Source organism: Nocardia sp. NPDC051756 (genome assembly GCF_040681495.1).
Lineage (GTDB): Bacteria > Actinomycetota > Actinomycetes > Mycobacteriales > Mycobacteriaceae > Nocardia.
This window is the reverse complement of record NZ_JBFAYV010000002.1, coordinates 349,399-368,212: the sequence shown is the minus strand read 5'-3', so window position 1 is coordinate 368,212 and position 18,814 is coordinate 349,399. Positions and strand designations below refer to the sequence as shown.

Here is an 18,814-nt window from a genome sequence, read left to right as displayed (position 1 = left end):
CGGCAATTACGCAGCGCCGTGTCGGCAAACGTAACGGTCAAGCCATACATACGGCGCCGAGCGGCGCGGCCGGTCATGACGTGGCAACCGAATTCGTGACGCGCGTCGCTCGCCGGCCATGGATTCGGCTACGCGGGATCGGCCTCGGTGCCCGACGCGGCATCGAAAACCGTACTCGCGGTTGGGCTGTGCGCCGGCAGATCGCCCGCGCGCGGCGGCGACACGGTGCGCGCACACCCTGCGGAATAGCCATCGGAGTGCCGGGTGAATCACCGTTGACACGCCGCACGAGCGGGCGGCTATCCGACACGAGGGGTTCGGCAATTGAATTGTGTCGGTGCGGTGGCCTACGGTTTCGCGGATGCGGATGCTGCACACCTCGGACTGGCACATCGGGCGCACGTTCCACGGGGTCGATCTGCTTGCCGACCAGGCGCGTTCACTGACCGCGATCGCGGAGCTGGTGGCCGCGGAGTCGGTCGACGTGGTGGTGCTGCCCGGCGACGTGTACGACCGGTCAATTCCGAGTGCCGACGCGATCGCGGTGTGCAACCGCGGTTTCGAGGCCATCCGTGCGGCCGGCGCCCGCATCGTCGCCACCTCGGGAAACCACGATTCGCCCGCGCGACTCGGCGCGGGCGCGAGCTTCGCGGCGGCGGGCGGATTGTATCTGCGCACCACCGTCGCCGAGGCCGACCGGCCGGTTCTGCTCGACGACGAGCACGGTCCCGTCGCCTTCTACGGCATCCCGTACCTGGAGCCGGACATCACCCGCGCGGAACTCGGTGTGCCGCAGGCCCGTTCGCACGCCGACATCCTGGACGCCGCGATGGCCCGGATCCGCGCCGATATCGCGCAGCGTGACGGGATCCGCACCGTGGTGCTCGCGCACGCCTTCGTCGTCGGCGGCGAGGCGACCGGTTCGGAACGCTCGATCTCGGTCGGCGGCGTGGAAACCGTGCCGATGTCGGCCTTCGACGGCATCGACTACGTCGCCCTCGGTCACCTGCATTCCCCGCAGACGCTGTCGGAGTCCGTGCGCTATTGCGGCTCCCCGCTGCCGTACTCGTTCGCGGAGAGCTCGCACCGTAAAGCGGTGTGGCTCATCGAACTCGACGCCGCCGGACTGCATTCGGTTGAGCGCCGCGACCTGCCCGTGGTCCGCGGGCTGACCAAGCTCACCGGCACCCTCGACGAACTCCTCACCGATGCGGGTCACGCACCCGCCGAGGGGCATTACGTTTCCGCGGTGCTCACCGACTCGACCCGCCCCGTCGACGCCATGCGCAAGCTGCGCGAACGGTTCCCGCACGCGGTGCACGTCGAGTGGGTGCGCCCGGAGGGCAACCCGGAGCTGCGCTACCGTGAGCGGGTGCACGGCCGCCGCGACACCGAAGTAGCGCAGAGCTTCCTCACCGATGTCCGCGGGGAGCCCAGCAAGGGCGAAATGGCTTGGTTGGAGCGCGCACTCGCCGCCGCCGTCGCGGAACCTGACCATGTGCTGACCGCCGACTCGGCCGCGGAACTCTCGGCGTGAGCGCGCGGCCCGCCGCTCGCCCCGTGCTGCCGAGCTGCAGCGGCCTGCGCATCGCCCGCGGTGGTGCGGCTGCATGAGGCTGCACCGGCTGGAGATGACCGCGTTCGGCCCGTTCGCCGAGACCACGGTCGTCGACTTCGACGCGCTCGGCGCCGACGGGCTGTTCCTGCTGCACGGACAGACCGGCGCGGGCAAGACCACCGTGCTCGACGCGATCGCGTTCGCGCTCTACGGCCGGGTCCCCGGCGCGCGTGGCGAGAGCAAGCGCCTGCACTCCGATCACGCGGCGGAACAGACTCCGCCCCAGGTGATCCTGGAGGCGACCCTCGGCGGGCGGCGGGTGCGGCTGACCCGCATCCCCGAATTCGAACGCCCGAAGCTGCGCGGCACCGGCATGCGCACCGATCCCGCCAAGGCGACGCTGGCCTGGCTGGACGGCCGCGGCGAAAACCTTTCCCGCATACCCGATATCGGCGACGAGATCATCCGGCTGCTCGGCATGAGCGCCGACCAGTTCTTCCAGGTGGTGCTGCTGCCGCAGGGCGACTTCGCCCGATTCCTGCGGGCGGACAACGAAGATCGGGAGAAGCTACTCGAAAAGCTCTTCGACACCGAACGATTCGGTAGCGCCGAACAGTGGCTCGCGGACAAGCGCCGCGCTTCCACCGCGGACCTGGACTCCCGTAAGCAGGGCATCGATCGGCTGATCGCCCAGGTCGGCGTCGCGGCCGGGGCGGGCGCGGCAGAGACCCTCGGACCGCTGGAGGCAGTCAGCTGGTCGCAGGAGCTACTTGCCACCGCGCGTACCGATCTGACCACCGCGGCAACGGAAGCCGAACGCCGTCAACAGGAGTCGGGCAAGGTTCGGGCCCTCGCCGAGGAACAACGTCGCCTGCACGAACTCCGCCGCCGAATGTCGGCCGCCCGCAAGCAACTCGACGACTACGCCGCAAGCACGGACCACCGCACCGCCCTGCACGCCGAACTCGAACTGGCCCGCCGTGCCGAACCGGTCGCCGCAGCCATCGACGAGGCCCGCGCCGCCGTCATGCAGATGCGCCGCCGCGATACCGAAACTCTCAGCGCCAGTCGGAAATTGGCCGCACGTCTGCTCGAGCCCGGTAGCGCCGACCTCAGCGGTGTCGAGATGGTCGAACCTGAACACGAGTATGTGGAAGGTACCGATCCCGAGCCGAGCGACGGAGCCGCCGAGCGCCTCGACTCCGGCACCGAGCAGCGAGGTGCCGGGCGGCTCGGTGCGAGTCACCCTGGTATCGAGTCGAACCGCGCGGTGAAGGTCGACGACTCCGACGCCGAGCGGCGAACTGTCCACCCGGTTGGTGAGGATCATTCTGGCACCGAGTCGAATCGACGGGGGAGGGCTGACGGGCACGATCCTGAGCGGCGAACCGCCCGCCCGCTCCCTCGAGACCGTCGTGGCACCGAGTCGAATCAGGGGCGGGCGCGGTCCGCAGACCCGGCGACTATCCGGGACGACGCTGATATCGACGCGGCGATTCGGCGCTGGAGCGCACAGATCGGCGGGCTGGACGAGGTACGGGCCGACGCTACGGCTGCGACTCGGCTCACCCGCGAACTGGCAGGGCTGCGCGACGAGGATGCGGCGCTCAACACCCAGGTGACGAAGTTGACCCGGCTGCGTGAACAACTCCCGGGTTCACTCGCCACCCTCGAGGCTCGTTTACGTGAGGCGACGAACGCGGCTGCCACACTGCCGACCCTGACTGCTGAATGCGAGCGCCTTCAGACCGCAGCTGCGGCCGCAGTCGAACTCGCCTCCCGCAAAACAGGTTTGGACCACGCCCGGGTCGAGTTCGAATCTGCCCGTGCCGCCCACAACGACGCCAAGGAGCGCGTCCTCGATCTGCGGGAGCGCAGGCTGGCGGGCATGGCCGCCGAATTGGCCGCGGGGCTCGCCGACGGAAAGCCCTGCACGGTGTGCGGTTCCGCCGATCACCCGGCACCCGCCCGCCCTGCTGCCACTGCGGTTTCCAAGGACGCCGAAGAGGCCGCGGTGACCGCGGAACGCGCCGCCGAGGACGCGCGCGATCGGGTACTGGCCCGAATTACCGCCCTGGAGCGCGAGATCGAGACGCTCACCGTCCGCGGCGGCGACACCGACCGGGTCGAGTTGGCTGCTGCCCTCCGCGCCGCCACGGACCGCTACGAGGACACCGCCGAGCTGGCCGCCCTCACCGACGGACTGACCGCCGAACTCACCCGCCTGCGCACCGACGAGTCCCGCCTGCACGACGAACTCCGCGAATCCGATTCCCGCCGAAGCACAGTCGCCGCGAACGTCGCCACCGCCACCACCCGCCTCGCCGAACTCAACGACCGCCTGCGCGCGGCAGCGGGCGCCGACGAGACCATCGAACGCCGCTACGCCCGCCTCACCGCCCTCGTCGCCGACGCCACCACCCTGCGCGAAGCCCGCGCCGACGCCGCGGCCGCCCGCGAGCAGGTGGCCGTCATCGCCGACCGCGTCGAAAACCTCGCCCGCGCCGCAGGTTTCATCCCCGAGCACGAAGTCGGCCGGCAGCGGACCGAGGCAGCGGCCGCCGGTGCACAGATGACGCGCGACGCCGCGCGTGCAGCAAACGCTGAATCGAGCGATCCAGCATCAGACCACGCTGACCGCGCGGCTGCGGCGACCGCTGACAATGCGGCTGCGGCGACTTCCGCGCACGCCGACGGCGCGGCCACAGCGATCGCCGACAACACGGTTACATCGACTGCCGACCATGCAGCCACGGGGCCCGCCAACGACTCGGCCACGGGACCTACGTCGCGCGCAGCCGCAGTCGAAGCACCCCAGGACGTTGTTGCGCGGCTCACCGCCTATGCGCGCGTGGTCACCGCCGCTAGCCGCACCCCACAACGCCAGGCGGAGATCGAAGCCGAACTCACCAACGCGGACCGTGCCCGCGCACACGCGGAAGCCGTTCTCGCAGAACCGGAAATCCAAGCGGCCGCCTCGCTCGAACCCGGCGACCTGACCGAACTCGAGTCCGCCGTCGCCGCGGCGCAGACGCAACTGAACACCGCCGTCGCCGCACACGCCGAAGCAACCCGGCGGGTCAGCCTCCTGGAAGACCTCGGCGGCCAACTCTGGGCAGCAGTGGATCGAATCGCCCCACTACAGCGCACCCACGACGAACTGGCCGGCCTCGCCGAGGTCGTCGCGGGCCGCGGCGAGAACAACCGCCGGATGTCGCTGCGCTCCTACGTCCTCGCCGCCCGACTGGAAGAGGTGGCTCAGGCGGGCTCGCTGCGTCTACGCCGAATGTCCGGCGGCCGTTACGAATTCGTCCATTCCGACAAGGCAGGCCCGCGCGGTCGCCGCGGCGGTCTCGGCCTGGACATCCGCGACGACTACACCGGCGCCATCCGCCCCGCCAAAACCCTCTCCGGCGGCGAAACCTTCATGGCCTCACTGTCATTGGCCCTCGGCCTCGCCGACACCGTAGCGGCCGAATCCGGCGGCCTGGTGCTGGACACCCTCTTCATCGACGAGGGCTTCGGCGGCCTCGACGCCGACACCCTCGACGCGGTGATGGGCGTGCTCGACGAACTCCGCGCGGGTGGCCGGGTGGTCGGCGTCGTCAGCCATGTCGACGAAATGCGCCAGCGCATCCCGAGCCGCCTGCACGTCCGCCGCGGGCGCACCGGCTCGCACCTCGAGGCCACCGTCGCCTGACCGACCGGTTGAACTCGGGCCAGTACCGAGGTCGAATGAGGAGGTGACGGAGAACGCGGCGCAGGAATTGGTGGCCATCGGTGAGGTCGGCCGGCGGTTCAAGCTACCCGTCTCCACCCTGCGCTATTGGGAGGAACGGGGCCTGATCACCGCCTCGGCCCGGCGCGCGGGTGTGCGCCAGTTCGATGCCGATCAGCTGCACCGGATCGGCCTGATCCAGCTGTGGCAGGAGCTGGGGTTGCTCAGCCTGGACGAGATCGCGGCCATGCTGTCCGGCGACGCGCACGGCTGGCGTGACGTGGTGCGCGACCGCATCGACGCCATCGAGGAGCAGCGGCGACGCCTCGCTGACGGGCAAGCGCAGCTCGAACACATGCTGGTCTGCCCGAATGCGCATCCGGCGGGACGGTGCGATTTCATGCGCGAGGTGATCGCGCAACGGATGGCGGGCAATCCCATCACCCCGCGTGATCTGGAGTTCCCCGCCTAGCCGTCGCAGCACGCTTGCGCTCAAGCCGACTTGAGCCGCAACAGTGACGGCATGAGCCGAGTTCTGGATCCGCCGCGGACCACCCGGGCGGCGTCGATGCCGCTGCTGGTCACCGCGTTCGTCCTGGTCAGTTTCAACCTCCGCATCCCGTTCGCCGGACCAGGGCCGTTGCTGCCCGCACTCGACCTGAGTCGTTTCGCAGCAACACTTTTGACCGCCCTGCCCGTCTTGTGCATGGGTATCTTCGCCTCGGTCGGCGTGCTGGCACGCGGGCGGCTCGGCGAGGAGCGCGCGTTGTTCGCGGCGACCGCGGTGCTGGTGGTCGGCATCGTGATTCGCTCGATCGGCACGGCGGGGTTGTTCGCGGGCACAGTGGTGGCGGCCGCAGGTATCGCCGTGCTCAACGTGATCACGCCGGTGCTGGTGAAGAAGCGGTTCCCGGCGACCCGAATCGGTGCCATGCTGGGCGTTTACGGCCTGATGATCAGCGTCGGTGCCGCGATTGTCGCCGCACTGACCGTGCCTGTGTACCAGGCTACCGGCTCCACCGCGCTGGCCCTCGGCCTCGCACTCATCCCCGCTCTACTCGCGCTCATCGCGCTGATCCCACAGCTCGATCAGCAGCCCGCGCCCGATGCGGTCTCGAACTCGTGGTCCTGGCTGCTGCGAAATCGGTTGGCGTGGAGCGTGACCGGCTACTTCGGCCTGCAATCGCTACTGCTGTACACCGTGTTCGCTTGGCTGCCTTCGATTTACGTCTCGCGTGGTGTCAGCCAGACGACCGCAGGTTTCTACCTGTCGATCTGCGCCTTGATGCTGGCCGTCGGCGGATTCCTCGGACCGACGCTGGCGGGACGCCACCGCAACCAGCGCCTGCACCTGGCCGCCGCGGCGACACTGTGCTTCGTCGGTGTCCTCGGCATCCTGTGTGCGCCGGTCGCGACCGCCCCGTTGTGGCTCGTGCTGCTCGGCGTGGGTATCGGTGCCGGACAGACCATTCCGAGCATGCTGTACGTGCTGCGCACCCGCGATCAGCACACCGCCGCCGCTCTGTCGACGAAGGCGCAGACCATCGGTTACCTGATCGGCGGCGCGGGACCGCTGATCGCGACCGCGTTGTACTCGCTGTCCGGCTCGTGGACGGTGCCACTGATCGGACTGCTGGTGCTCATGGTGGGCAACGTCGTGCTCGGTTTATCGGCCGGACGTGCGCGCTATATCGAGCACCCCGCCATCGACTGAGGGCACGACAGACCCGCTCACGCCTCGTGATCGAGCAGCCAGCGCTTGACCGGCAGACCCCAGCGGAAACCGCCGAGCGCACCACCGATGCGGTAGATGCGGTGGCACGGAACGAACAGTGCCGCCGCATTCCGCGCACACGCGTTGGCCGCGGCCCGGGTGGCATCGGGACGACCGGAGATGGCGGCGTACTCGGTGTAGGTGATCGGCGCGCCCGCCGGCACCTTGCGCAGCACATCCCAAGCGTGCATGAGGAATTCACCGGATTGCTGGCGAACCGGGACCGTATCGATCGCCGCGAGATCGCCGTCGTGATAGGTGATGATTACCCGGGTCAGCTCACCGAGCGAATCTCGTTGCCGCAGTTCGGCGGGACGCAAGGTCGGATGGATCACGGGGGTCAGCTCACCCACATCGGCGGTCCACCCGGAGGCGATGACCGCACCGTCTGCGTCGACCACCGCGGTGAACGGACCGATCGGCGTATCGACGGTCGCAAAATCCGCGGTGGTCGTACCGATATGGCGCTTGGTCGAGCGAACAGCGGTGGGAGCGTTCATGCTTCGGACTTCGCTTTCGAGGAGGCGGACTTCGCCGCGGCGGACTTGGATCGGTCGGCGCGCTCGGTGAGCGCCGCCTTCCAGAGGTGCATGGACAGATACGAGCGCCACGGCGCCCAGTGCGTGGTGTCGGCGAGGTCGATGCCGAGCACCGCCGCGCCCTGACGGACCACCAGATCGGTGTTCAGCAGCACGTCCGGGTCGGCGAGCAGCCGCATGGTCACGTAGTCGGCGGTCCACGGCCCGACCCCGTCCAGCGCCAGCAGATCGCGGCGCAGATCGGCCGCGGTGCGCCCCTGATGCAAGGCCAGTTCGCCGCCGGCCAGGGCCTCGGCCGCGCCGATGATCGAACGGATCCGCCGGGTCGGCCCGGTGAGCACCTCGACACCGCGTTCGGCGATCACCGCCGGCGTGGGGAACAGCAGCGGAATCGGCCCGTCGACCCGGTCGCCGAGCGCGTCCACCAGCCGCGCGGTGTGCGTCGCCGCCGCCGAAACCGAGATCTGCTGCCCGATCATGGTGCGCAGCAACAGTTCCGGTCCGTCGAGGCAGCCAGGCACCCGAATGCCAGGGGAGAACATCGGCTGTCGCCCAGCGCCGGGGGCGAGCGCGGTATCGGCGTCCGGTGGTGATCCCGCGCCCGCGTCCGGCAGCCGCGTGGTATCCGGTCCGGCCAGCTCCGGCGTCGAAACCCGCTGTCCCGGAGCGACACCCAGCGCCTCGTCGATGCCGATCGGGTCGGCGTCGAGGTCGAGCAGGTGCCGCAGCCGCGCCACCGTCGGGGCCAGGTCGCGCATGTCGTGCAGGGCCAGCTCGGCCCGCACGTGGTCGCGCTGGAAGCTCAGCCGAGTCGTCGCATGACCGTGCGGCGTACGCAGATTCCGGGTGTAGGCGCGGTTCTCCCACAGCTCCATGCCGGGCACCACATGCGCGGAGAGGAACCACTCCAGCCAGGCCTTGTCCAGCGGTTCGCGATAGGGCAGCCGCAGGCTGAGTACGCCGTTGACCGCGGGCGCCGGACGCCCGTTCGACGTGGATTTCACCTTGTGCGCCTCGGTCCGCATGGTGGTCGGGCTGACCGCGAACACCTCGCGCACCGTGTCGTTGAACTGGCGGATGCTGGCGAACCCGGCGGCAAAGGCGATGTCGGACATGGGCATTGCCGTCGTCTGGATCAATAGTCGGGCGGTGTGCGCCCGGTGCGCGCGGGCCAGCGCCAGCGGTCCCGCGCCGAGTTCCGTAGTGAGCACCCGGGTCAACTGCCGCTGCGAATAGCCGAGGGTGGCGGCCAGCGCGGGCACGCCGCCGCGTTCGATGACGCCGTCGCCGATCAGCCGCATCGCGCGCGCGGCCAGGTCGGCGCGGGTGTTCCAGAGCGGAGATCCGGGGGCGGCGTCCGGCAGGCAGCGGCGGCAGGCCCGATAACCGGCCTGCTGTGCGGCCGCCGCGGTCGGTAAGAACGAGACGTTCGCCCGTTTCGGCGTGATCGCCGGACACGAAGGGCGGCAATAGATTCCGGTGGTCCGCACCGCGGTGAAGAACTGTCCGTCGAAGCGGGAGTCCCTGGTCGATACCGCCCGGTAGCACCGCTCGAAATCAAACGCCGTGATCGTCACGCCAACCACAATGTCAGGTAAGGGCACACTCCGCTAGCGGAAATCTGCCATCACCACAGATCGGCCCGGCCGGGGCAGGCGGAGCGTCGCCCTCATCGCGTCGCCCCGCCGTGCCTCAGCAGCAGCGGTTCGTCGGGTTGTTGTCCGCGTCCGCGTGCCTGGTGCGCCAGTATTCGCGTTCCGTCGGCACCGCGCAGCCGGGATGGTTGCGGGTCAGATGGTCCACGTAGCGCTGATAGTCCTGGCCACCGAGGATCGAGTTGAACCACCAGCCGGCCGCACGAACCGCTGTCGCACAGGAACTTCCAGCGGCCCGCAGGCCCCGCAGGGCGGCCGGTCGGCCGTCCTGCGGGGTCACCTGCACGGTCAATGCGTCACTTTCGGCTGTGCGGCGCCCGGTGCTCGGACCTTCCCCGATTCGATCAAGGCGTTCCATTCCCGCTGCACCTCCTTCTCCGTGGAAGTCGCCAGGAAGGACTTCGGTGCGAAGATCTTCGACGGCTCGTCCGGCGACTCACTGTCGGGTCCGCCGCCCGCGCGCCAGGCGCGTACGCAGACCCATACTCCGACGATAGCGACGATCAGCACCAGCACCGCGAAGATGATGGACAAACTGCCCTGGATGAAGGTGTTGCGCACGACCTTGTCCATATCGGCGGCCGTTTTCGCGGGCGCCAAGATCTTCCCCGCGTCCACCGCCGCGACATAGTTGCTGTGCTGCTTCCAGTAGCCGATGCTCGGGTCGGCGGAGAAGATCTTTTGCCAGGACGCCGTCATCGTCACGATCAGATCCCAGATCAGCGGGATCGCCGGAATCCAGGCCCACTTGATCAGGCCCTTCTTGATCACGATAGTCAGCACCACGGTGAGCGCGATCGCGGCGAGCAGCTGGTTGGAGATGCCGAACAGCGGATACAGCGTGTAGATGCCGCCGAGCGGATCGGTGACACCCATCAGCAGCACCGAACCCCACGCGGCGACCACGATCGCCGAGCAGAGCCAGGCGCCCGGACGCCAGGACGGATCCTTGAACTTCTTGGCCGGGCCGCCGAGATTGCCCAACGAGTCCGACAGCATGAAGCGCGCGACCCGGGTGCCCGCGTCGATCGTGGTGAGGATGAACAGCGCCTCGAACATGATCGCGAAGTGATACCAGAACGACTTCAGCCCGGTGCCGCCGAGGAACCGGTGCAGCACCTCGGACATGCCGACGGCCAGCGTCGGCGCGCCACCGGTCCGGGAGACGATGCTGGTCTCGCCGACGTCCTTGGCCGCCTGGGTCAGCTCCGCCGGGGTGATCGGATCACCGCTCAGCCCAAGGCTATTGGTGTAGGCGGCCGCCTTCTCCGCGGTGCCGCCGGTGAGGCCGGCGCTCGCGTTCATGGCGAAGTACAGGTGCTGGTCGATGATGCTCGCGGTGATGATCGCCATCACCGCGACGAACGACTCCATCAGCATGCCCGCGTAGCCGATCATCCTGGCCTGCGACTGCTTCTCCAGCAGCTTCGGCGTGGTGCCGGAGGAGACCAATGAGTGGAATCCGGACAGCGCGCCGCAGGCGATGGTGATGAACAAGAACGGGAACAGGCTGCCGGCGAACGCCGGCCCCTTGCCCGAGCTGGCGAACTCCGAGACCGCGGGGGCCTTCAGCACCGGCATGGTGATCAGCACGCCGACGGCCAACAGGACGATGGTGCCGATCTTCATGAAGGTGGACAGGTAGTCGCGCGGCGCGAGCAGCAGCCACACCGGCAGCACCGAGGCGACGAAGCCGTAGGCGATCAGGCACCAGGCGATGGTGGTGCCGGACAGGGTGAACAGGTCCTGGCCCCACCCGGAGCCGGCCACCCAGTTGCCCGAGATGATGGCGAGCAGCAGCAGCGCGAAGCCGATGATGGACACCTCGCCGACCTTGCCCGGCCGGAAGTAGCGCAGGTAGACGCCCATGAACAGGGCGATCGGGATGGTCATCGAGATGGAGAACACGCCCCACGGGCTGCCGCCCTGCAACGTGCCGTCCTTGCCCGGGGTCGCGGCCAGCGCGTTCACCACGACGATGCCGAGCACGGCGAGCAGGATCATCATGATCACCAGCACGGCGATGATCGCGGCGACGCCGCCGACCGCGCCGAGCTCGTCGCGGGCCATCTGGCCGAGGCTGCGGCCACGGCGGCGGGTCGAGGCCCACAGCACCAGGTAGTCCTGCACCGCGCCGGCGAACACGACGCCGATCACGATCCACAGCACGCCCGGCAGGTAGCCCATCTGGGCGGCGAGGACGGGGCCGACGAGCGGGCCCGCGCCGGCAATGGCGGCGAAGTGGTGCCCGAACAGCACCCGCCGGTCCATCGGCATGTAGTCCTTGCCGTTTTCCAGGATCTCGGCCGGCGTGGCCTGGTCGTCACGCGGCTTGACGATCTTGTATTCGATGAGCCTGGAATAGAATTGATAGGCCAATACATAGGTGGCCACGGCCGCGACCACGATCCAGACCGCGTTGACCGACTCGCCGCGCGAGATGGCGAGGACCGCCCAGGCGATCGCGCCGACGATCGCGATGGCGGCGAAGATGCCCTTTTTGACAGGGGTAATAGGCGAACGGTCCACGACACCCACGGGAGGGAGGTCGGGATCAGTCCGGAGGTATTCGATGGTCGCCATGCGAACTACTCTCCCGTGATCGAGCTGGACTTGCTGAAACGTTCACAACGTAGCTGAACTGAAGCGCGAATGAGCCGGACTTAGTGAAGTCTGAACATTGCGATACGGATCGTGCGCGCCGCGTCGACTCGTACTGTGTGTTCGTACGAGCGGGGCTCGATCCAGGGGTACGCGGCGGGTACGGGTGGCCCGCGCGGCCCGGTATTCGCCGGTGCGGGTGGGCGTGTTCCCTCGCCCGGCGATGTTGCCATCCGTATGCTGCCATGCTGGCTCCGGCGTCTGCCGATCGGTCCTACACACTGACGTTTCTGATGCCGTGGTTCCCGGATCCGCCCGCCTGCCGTCGTGGAGGAGCTCGTGTCACCGGTCCGCCGTCGCACCCTGCTCGGCTCGGCCCTGGCCGCGCCGCTGCTGAGCGCGACCGGATGCGGATCACCCGACGACGAACTGACCTTCTTCTTCCAGGCCAGGCCGGAAGAGGCCCGGGTGCGGCTGAGGATCATCGACGAGTTCCAGAAGCGGCACCCGGACATCAGGATTCGCACCATCATGTCCGGGCCGGATCCGCAGCAACAGCTGCTCACCTACTGCGCGGGCGGGCGGTGCCCGGACGTCATCATGGCGTGGGAGCTGCTCTACTCCGGGCTGGCCGAGCGGGGGGTGTTGCTCGATCTGCGCACGCTGCTCGATCGGGAGCCGGAGTACGCGGAGATGTTGCGGCGGGACAGTTATCCGGCGTTGTACGACACGTTCACCTACGGCGGTGGGCAGTACGCGCTGCCCGAGCAGTGGTCCGGCGTATTCCTCTATTACAACCGGGAGTTGTTCGCGGCGGCCGGGCTGACGCCGCCGGCGCGCTGGCGGGACGCGTGGTCGTTCGACGAATTCCTGGAAGCCGCACGCACACTCACGCGGGACCGGCAATGGGGCTTTGCCGATGCGTGGGTGCCGTACTACTCGGCCGCCTGCTTCGGCATGAACAACGGGGCGGAGTGGTTCACGCCGTCGGTGGCGCCGACCAAGGCCAACCTCGGTGATCCTCGGTTCGCCGCGGGGTTCCAGTTCTACGCGGATCTCGCGGTGCGGCATCGAGTGGCGCCGCGAGTCGCCGACCAGCTGTCGATCTCGGCGCCGGATCTGTTCCGTGGCGGGCGGGCGGCGATGGTGCTCGGCGGGCACTGGCTGTATTCCGAATTCGCTGGGCAGGAAGAGCTTTCGATCGATGTCACGGTGCTGCCGGTGGGGCCGCACGGTGGGCCCGGTTCGATCACCGATGTCGGCAGTACCGGGTTGTCCATAGCGGCAGGGAGCCCGCGGATCGAACAGGCCTGGGAATTCGTCAAATTCGCTACCGGGCCGGTGGGGCAGGCGATCGTCGCCGCGTCCGGGTTGTTCGTGCCGGTGTTGAAGTCCGCGATGGGGTCGCCCGGATTCGCTGCGGCGCATCGGGATATCCGCAACCTCACCGTGTTCACCGAGGGGCCGGACAGCTCCCGTCCGTTGCCGGTGACGCCGGCCTGGGGGAAGGTTTCCGCGCTGCTCGAACGCGGGGCCAACCGGGTACTTCGGGGAGCCGCCACTGCCGCCTCCTTCGATGGTCAGTTCACCGCTGACGTGGATGCCCTGCTGGAGCCTTCGTGAAGGGCACACAGCTCGCGCGCAAACGGGAGCGGGCCGGGTGGATGTTCGTCGCGCCGAATGTCGCCGCGGTGGCGGTGTTCCTGTTGTTTCCGCTGGGGTTCTCGCTGTATTTGAGCTTTCACGCGTGGGATCTGTTCCGGCCGATGCGGTTCGTCGGGCTGGCCAACTATCGGCGGTTGTTCGGGTCGGATCCGTTGTTTCTCATCGCGTTACGGAACAGTGCGGTGTTCACCGTGCTGACGCTGGCGCCGACGGTAGTGATCGGGTTGGGCATCGCCGCGGCGCTGAATCGGAAGCTGGCCGGTGTCGGGCTCTTTCGGACACTGGCGTTCCTGCCGCTGGTCGCGTCCACGGTGGCGATGGCGGTGGTGTGGCGGTTCATCTTCACCCAGGACGGGATGCTCGATATCGGGCTCGGCTGGATCGGATTGGGGCCGGTGCCCTGGCTGACCGATCCGGATCTGGCCTTGGTGTCGCTGAGCGTGGTCACGGTGTGGAAGAGCGTGCCGTTCGCGACGGTCATTCTGCTGGCCGCGATGCAGGGGGTGCCGGAGCCGTTGTACGAGGCGGCGAAACTCGACGGAGCCGGTGCGCTACGGCGGTTTTCGGCGATCACGCTGCCGCTGATCCGGGGGCCGCTGTCGTTCGTGTTCGTGATCACCGTCATCAACTCGATGCAGGCGTTCGATCAGGTCTATGCGCTGACCGGGAGCAACGGGGGACCGGAGACCGGGACCTATCTGCTGGGAATCATGCTGTTCCAGAACGCCTTCGGGTTCTACGAGGTCGGGTACGCGTCGGCGCTGGCATGGGTGATCTTCGCGATTCTGCTGGTGCTCACCTTGTTGCAGTTACGGTTCGCCCGGCGGGAGGCCGTGGAGCTGTGAAGGCGGACAAGGCGATCGTGCGCCGGATGTTGCGTGGGGTGGGGATCTACGCGGTGTTGATCGGGATCGCGTGGTGTGCGCTGGCGCCGATTCTGTGGGCGGTGTCCGGATCGTTGAAGCGGGAGGGCGAGGTCGCCGATCGAGCCCTGCTGCCGGCCAGTCCCCAATGGTCCAACTACGGCAAGGTTTTCGAGCTGCTGCCGATGTGGCGGATGCTGCTCAACACCTTGATGTACGCGGCGTGTGTCACCGCGGGCCAGGTGTTCTTCTGCTCGCTGGCCGGATATGCGTTCGCGCGCTTGCGGTTTCGCGGGCGCGAGGTGCTGTTCGTCGCCTATCTCGGCACGCTCATGGTGCCGCTGACCGTCACGGTGATCCCGCAGTTCCTGTTGATGCGGGCGTTCGGCTGGGTGGACACGCCGTGGGCGATGATCGTGCCCGGCCTGTTCGGCAGCGCTTTCGGTACCTATCTGATGCGGCAGTTCTTCTGCACGCTGCCAATGGAATTGGAGGAGGCGGCCATCCTCGACGGGTGCTCCACCTGGCAGGTCTACTGGCGAGTCCTGCTGCCGCACACCCGTCCTGCTCTGATGGTGCTAGGCGTGCTCACCTGGATCACCGTCTGGAACGACTTCCTGTGGCCGTTGGTCATGATTCAGCGTAACGAGATTGCCACCGTGACACTGGGATTGGTGCGTTTGCAGGGGCAGTACTACACCCAGTGGCCGATTCTGATGGCCACGTCGGTCGTCATTCTGCTGCCGCTGCTCGTGGTGTACGGCATCGCGCAACGCGCGTTCATCCGCGGCATGGCCATGTCCGGTCTCGGCGGGCGCTGAATACCCAGCGGCCCAACGACACTCGGTGCCGCCGGGCCGCGGACCCCAGGTGAACTTACGCAGTGCTCCCGGTTGCTACTCGCCCCAGTAGGTACCGAAACTCCAGAGGTTGCCCTCGGGATCGCGGACGGTGAAGCCGCGCGAACCATAGTCTTCGTCGCGCAGACCGCGCAGCACCTCGGCCCCGGCGGCCGTCGCGCGCTCGAGCAGGGCATCCGGGTCTTCGCAGACCACATAGGTGGAGTCGTTGCCGGGGACGCGCTTGCCGAACTCGCTCTCGTCCTTGCACGCGGAGCCGAACATCACGCCGCCGCCGAGCGGCCAGCGCAGTTCGGCGTGCACGACGATCGACGGGTCGTCTTCGCGGGTGTACATCGCGGTCTCCTGGAAGCCGAAGGCCTCGACCAGGAACGCGGACATGGCCTTGGCGTCGCGGAAGGTCAGCGCGGGCCAGACGGCGGTGCGGGTGGTGATGTCGGTGGGGGTTGGATTCGTCATGCGCTCAGCGTCGCCCGGCGGACCGCTCGGTGTCTTGGACGGATGGAATCTCCTCGCTCAGCCAGGCCGTCGGGCTGGTCCCGGCCAGTTCGGCGAAGTCGCGATTCAGATGTGCCTGGTCGTAGTAGCCGCAGCTGGCCGCGACCTGCGCGATGGTGACGAACGAGGGGGTGCGCTCGAGCATGCGCCGCGCCCGTTCGAAGCGGGTGATCCGGGCCGCCAGCTTCGGGCTCAGGCCGAACTCGTTGCCGAACCGGCGGGCGAGGTGCTGTCTGCTCCAGCCGATCTCCTCCACCAGCGAACCGACCGACAGGGTGCCGCCGGAGTCGACGAGCGCGCGCCAGGCCCAGGTCAGTTCGGGTGCGACCACGCGATCGGGGTAGGCGATCCGGGTCAGGATCCGGTCGACGGCGGCGAAGCGTTCCGGCCAGCTCAGCGGTTCCTGCAACCGCTCCCACAGCTCGCGCCCGACCGGGCCGACCACGTCCGCGAATTCCACCGACGTGTCCCAGAGCGCCGCGGCCGGTACCCCGAACAGCGCTCGGCTGCCGAGCGGGGTCAGCGCGACCGAGACGCCCTCCTGGTGCCCGGTATGCGAGATCAGCGCGGTGTTCGCCTGCAACCCGCTCACCGAGCAGCGATAGTCCTGCGGGGCTTGGCTCGGATCCGTCTGCGCCACAACGTCGATCGTCGGGCCGATGCTGATGATGAAGGTCATGTGCGCCGAGGGCAGCCCGCGATGCAACCCGGCGGGATAACCCGTCATGCGGTAGCCGAGGTAGTGATCGATGAACGGCGTGAGCATGGGCGCCGGCCGCGCGGTCACCACCTCGGTGATCGGCTCCATGCAGGTCACGCTACGCCGCCCACCGGCGGCCGCAAGCGCGGTGAGATGGAGCACTCGGACCCGAAATCGGGTATGAGCCCACACCGGGCTCTGGTTACCGTGTCGTCTTTCCGATGTTTTCTGGAGGTGTGATGCGGCGGGTCCAATACGAGCGCAGCGGTGGTCCTGAGGTGCTCGAGGTCGGGTCGGCCGAGGTGCCGACCCCGGGCCCGGGTGAACTCCTGGTCCGGGTCGAGGCGATCGGGGTGACCCTGCCGATGGTGCGGAAGGTGCGCGAGCAGCCCACGCCGATCCCGCTGGGCGGTGAGGTCGCGGGCGAGGTGGTCGCGGTCGGCGACGGCGTCACCGGGTACGCGCCGGGCTATCGGGTGACCGGGCTGGTGTTCGGGCACGGGTACGCCGAATACGCGCTGGTTTCGGCGGCGATGGCATCGCCGATTCCGGACGGGGCGTCGGCCGTGGACGCGGTCGCGTTGGTGCGCAGTGGGTTGGTCGCGCTGGGTGCGCTCGAGGCGGCGACGCCGCTCGAAGGTGAGTCCGTGCTGGTCACGGCTGCGGCCAGTGGGGTAGGGCATCTCGCGGTGCAGCTGGCGCGGGTGCGCGGGGCGTCCCGGGTGGTCGGTGCGGTCTCGGATCAGGCCAAGGCGGAGTTCGTGCGTGGGCTCGGCGCCGACGAGGTGATCGAGTACGGGCAGGAGTCGTGGGGCCAGCCCGTCGACTACGTGCTGGACGCGGTGGGCGGCGATCTGCTCGGACCCGCTATCGCCGCGGTCGCGCCGGGCGGGCGGCTCGTCGCCTACAGCTCCGGCGGCGGCACCATCCAGGCCTACGACCTGCTGGTCGGCGCCAAGTCGGTGATCGGGTTCCAGATCGCGCGCATCGCGCAGCGACAGCCGGACCTGCTCGATCAGTGGCGGCAGGAGCTGTGGCAGTACGTCGCGTCGGATCAGCTGCGACCCGTCGTGCACGCCGAATTCGCGCTCGACGACGTCGCCGAGGCGCACGCGCTGATCGAGGACCGCGGCAATCTCGGCAAGGTTGTGCTTATCCCCTGATCACCGGTGGGGCAGGCGCGGGTCGGTGGCCCGCGCCTGCCGCGTAGACTCTCGTTCTCGTGAGTCTCACCCTCGGAATCGTCGGCCTGCCCAACGTCGGAAAGTCGACGCTTTTCAACGCGCTGACCAAGAACGACGTGCTGGCCGCGAACTACCCGTTCGCGACCATCGAGCCGAACGTCGGCGTGGTCCCGCTGCCCGATCCGCGGTTGAACAAGCTCGCGGAGATCTTCGGTTCGGCGAAAATCCTGCCCGCCGTGGTGTCCTTCGTCGACATCGCCGGCATCGTCAAGGGCGCGTCCGAGGGTGCCGGTCTCGGCAACAAGTTCCTCGCCAACATCCGCGAGGCCGACGCCATCTGCCAGGTCGTGCGCGTCTTCGCCGACGATGACGTGGTGCACGTCGACGGTCGCGTCGATCCGCTCGCCGACATCGAGGTGATCGAGACCGAGCTGATCATCGCCGACATGCAGACCCTGGAGAAGGCGATCCCGCGGCTGGAAAAAGAAGCCAGGATCAAGAAGGACCGCAAGCCCCTGCTCGACGCGGCCGTCGCCGCCAACGCCGTCCTCGACAGCGGCCAGACCCTCTACTCCGCGCGCGCCAAGCTGGACGGCGAACTGCTGAAAGAGCTTTCGCTGCTCACCACCAAGCCCTTCCTCTACGTCTTCAACGCCGACGAGTCCATCCTCACCGACGACGCGAAGATCGCCGAGCTGAAAGCCGCCGTGGCCCCCGCGGACGCCGTCTTCCTCGACGCCAAGGTCGAAGCCGAACTCCTCGAGCTCGACGACGAGTCCGCCCTCGAGCTCCTCGAATCCATCGGCCAAACCGAACCCGGCCTGAACGCCCTCGCCCGCACCGGCTTCCACACCCTCGGCCTCCAGACCTACCTCACCGCAGGCCCGAAAGAGTCCCGCGCCTGGACAATTCACCAGGGCGACACCGCCCCCAAAGCCGCCGGCGTCATCCACACCGACTTCGAACGCGGTTTCATCAAGGCCGAGATCGTCGCCTTCGACGACCTGGTCGAACACGGCTCGATGGCCGCCGCCAAAGCCGCAGGCAAGGTCCGCATGGAAGGCAAGGACTACGTCATGGCCGACGGCGACGTAGTCGAGTTCCGCTTCAACGTCTAGCGGCGGATCTGACCATAGGTTTCACCCCGCGCTCCGTACCAATGCGGCGCAGGTGCGCGCGCGATACGTGACATCGCCGCC

At 68.4% G+C, this 18,814-nt stretch carries 15 protein-coding genes; 9 read left to right on the top strand and 6 right to left on the bottom strand.

The genetic code is table 11. The annotated features are described in order from the left end of the window. Positions 1–361 precede the first annotated feature (361 nt). The 4 genes from AB0M22_RS07735 to AB0M22_RS07720 all read left to right on the top strand — a co-directional run bounded on the left by AB0M22_RS07735 (position 362) and on the right by AB0M22_RS07720 (position 6,990). Entirely contained in the window at positions 362–1,537 is a 1,176-nt protein-coding gene (locus tag AB0M22_RS07735) for an exonuclease SbcCD subunit D (protein WP_364722360.1), read from the top strand. A gap of 73 nt (positions 1,538–1,610) precedes the next feature. Beyond that, a complete protein-coding gene (locus AB0M22_RS07730; protein ID WP_364722358.1) occupies positions 1,611–5,258 on the top strand; it encodes an AAA family ATPase in 3,648 nt (1,215 codons plus the stop codon). 43 nt (positions 5,259–5,301) lie between these two features. Beyond that, positions 5,302–5,748 carry a MerR family transcriptional regulator gene (locus tag AB0M22_RS07725; protein WP_364722356.1) on the top strand — a complete coding sequence of 149 codons (447 nt, stop codon included), beginning with the start codon at positions 5,302–5,304 and terminating at the stop codon, positions 5,746–5,748. Between the two features lie 51 nt (positions 5,749–5,799). Then, a complete protein-coding gene (locus tag AB0M22_RS07720; protein ID WP_364722354.1) occupies positions 5,800–6,990 on the top strand; it encodes an MFS transporter in 1,191 nt (396 codons plus the stop codon). Positions 6,991–7,007: 17 nt separating this feature from the next. On the opposite strand, the gene AB0M22_RS07715 is transcribed toward AB0M22_RS07720, so the two are convergent. From AB0M22_RS07715 to AB0M22_RS07700, 4 genes are all read right to left on the bottom strand, one after another. Next, positions 7,008–7,550: a methylated-DNA--[protein]-cysteine S-methyltransferase gene (locus AB0M22_RS07715; RefSeq protein WP_364722352.1), complete on the bottom strand. Its 543-nt coding sequence runs from the start codon at positions 7,548–7,550 to the stop codon at positions 7,008–7,010. After that, positions 7,547–9,175 (bottom strand): Ada metal-binding domain-containing protein, encoded by a 1,629-nt coding sequence (locus AB0M22_RS07710; RefSeq protein ID WP_364722350.1) that lies wholly within the window; start codon positions 9,173–9,175, stop codon positions 7,547–7,549. The genes AB0M22_RS07715 and AB0M22_RS07710 overlap by 4 nt, the downstream gene beginning before the upstream one ends. A gap of 106 nt (positions 9,176–9,281) precedes the next feature. Then, positions 9,282–9,485 (bottom strand): YbdD/YjiX family protein, encoded by a 204-nt coding sequence (locus tag AB0M22_RS07705; protein ID WP_223885122.1) that lies wholly within the window; start codon positions 9,483–9,485, stop codon positions 9,282–9,284. A 47-nt stretch (positions 9,486–9,532) separates the two neighbouring features. Continuing rightward, positions 9,533–11,827 (bottom strand): carbon starvation CstA family protein, encoded by a 2,295-nt coding sequence (locus AB0M22_RS07700; protein WP_364722348.1) that lies wholly within the window; start codon positions 11,825–11,827, stop codon positions 9,533–9,535. A gap of 357 nt (positions 11,828–12,184) precedes the next feature. Between AB0M22_RS07700 and AB0M22_RS07695 the strand changes: the two genes are divergently transcribed. The 3 genes from AB0M22_RS07695 to AB0M22_RS07685 are packed head-to-tail and all read left to right on the top strand — an operon-like array spanning position 12,185 to position 15,194. Continuing rightward, complete coding sequence (locus tag AB0M22_RS07695; RefSeq protein ID WP_364722346.1) at positions 12,185–13,468, top strand: sugar ABC transporter substrate-binding protein; 1,284 nt, start codon at positions 12,185–12,187, stop codon at positions 13,466–13,468. Between the two features lie 41 nt (positions 13,469–13,509). Then, complete coding sequence (locus tag AB0M22_RS07690) at positions 13,510–14,355, top strand: sugar ABC transporter permease (RefSeq protein WP_364724014.1); 846 nt, start codon at positions 13,510–13,512, stop codon at positions 14,353–14,355. A gap of 26 nt (positions 14,356–14,381) precedes the next feature. Further along, positions 14,382–15,194 (top strand): carbohydrate ABC transporter permease, encoded by an 813-nt coding sequence (locus AB0M22_RS07685; protein ID WP_364724011.1) that lies wholly within the window; start codon positions 14,382–14,384, stop codon positions 15,192–15,194. Between the two features lie 75 nt (positions 15,195–15,269). Here the strand turns inward: AB0M22_RS07685 and AB0M22_RS07680 are convergent, their stop codons facing one another. Beyond that, complete coding sequence (locus tag AB0M22_RS07680) at positions 15,270–15,692, bottom strand: VOC family protein (RefSeq protein ID WP_364722344.1); 423 nt, start codon at positions 15,690–15,692, stop codon at positions 15,270–15,272. Between the two features lie 4 nt (positions 15,693–15,696). Next, positions 15,697–16,539, bottom strand: coding sequence for a helix-turn-helix domain-containing protein (locus AB0M22_RS07675; RefSeq protein ID WP_364722342.1), 843 nt, complete (start codon positions 16,537–16,539; stop codon positions 15,697–15,699). 131 nt (positions 16,540–16,670) lie between these two features. On the opposite strand from AB0M22_RS07675, the gene AB0M22_RS07670 reads away from it, so the two are divergent. Beyond that, the gene (locus tag AB0M22_RS07670; protein ID WP_364722340.1) at positions 16,671–17,594 is read left to right on the top strand and encodes a zinc-binding dehydrogenase; all 924 of its coding nucleotides are present in this window, start codon (positions 16,671–16,673) and stop codon (positions 17,592–17,594) included. A 59-nt stretch (positions 17,595–17,653) separates the two neighbouring features. Then, a complete protein-coding gene (ychF, locus tag AB0M22_RS07665) occupies positions 17,654–18,733 on the top strand; it encodes a redox-regulated ATPase YchF (RefSeq protein WP_364722338.1) in 1,080 nt (359 codons plus the stop codon). Positions 18,734–18,814: the final 81 nt, after the last annotated feature.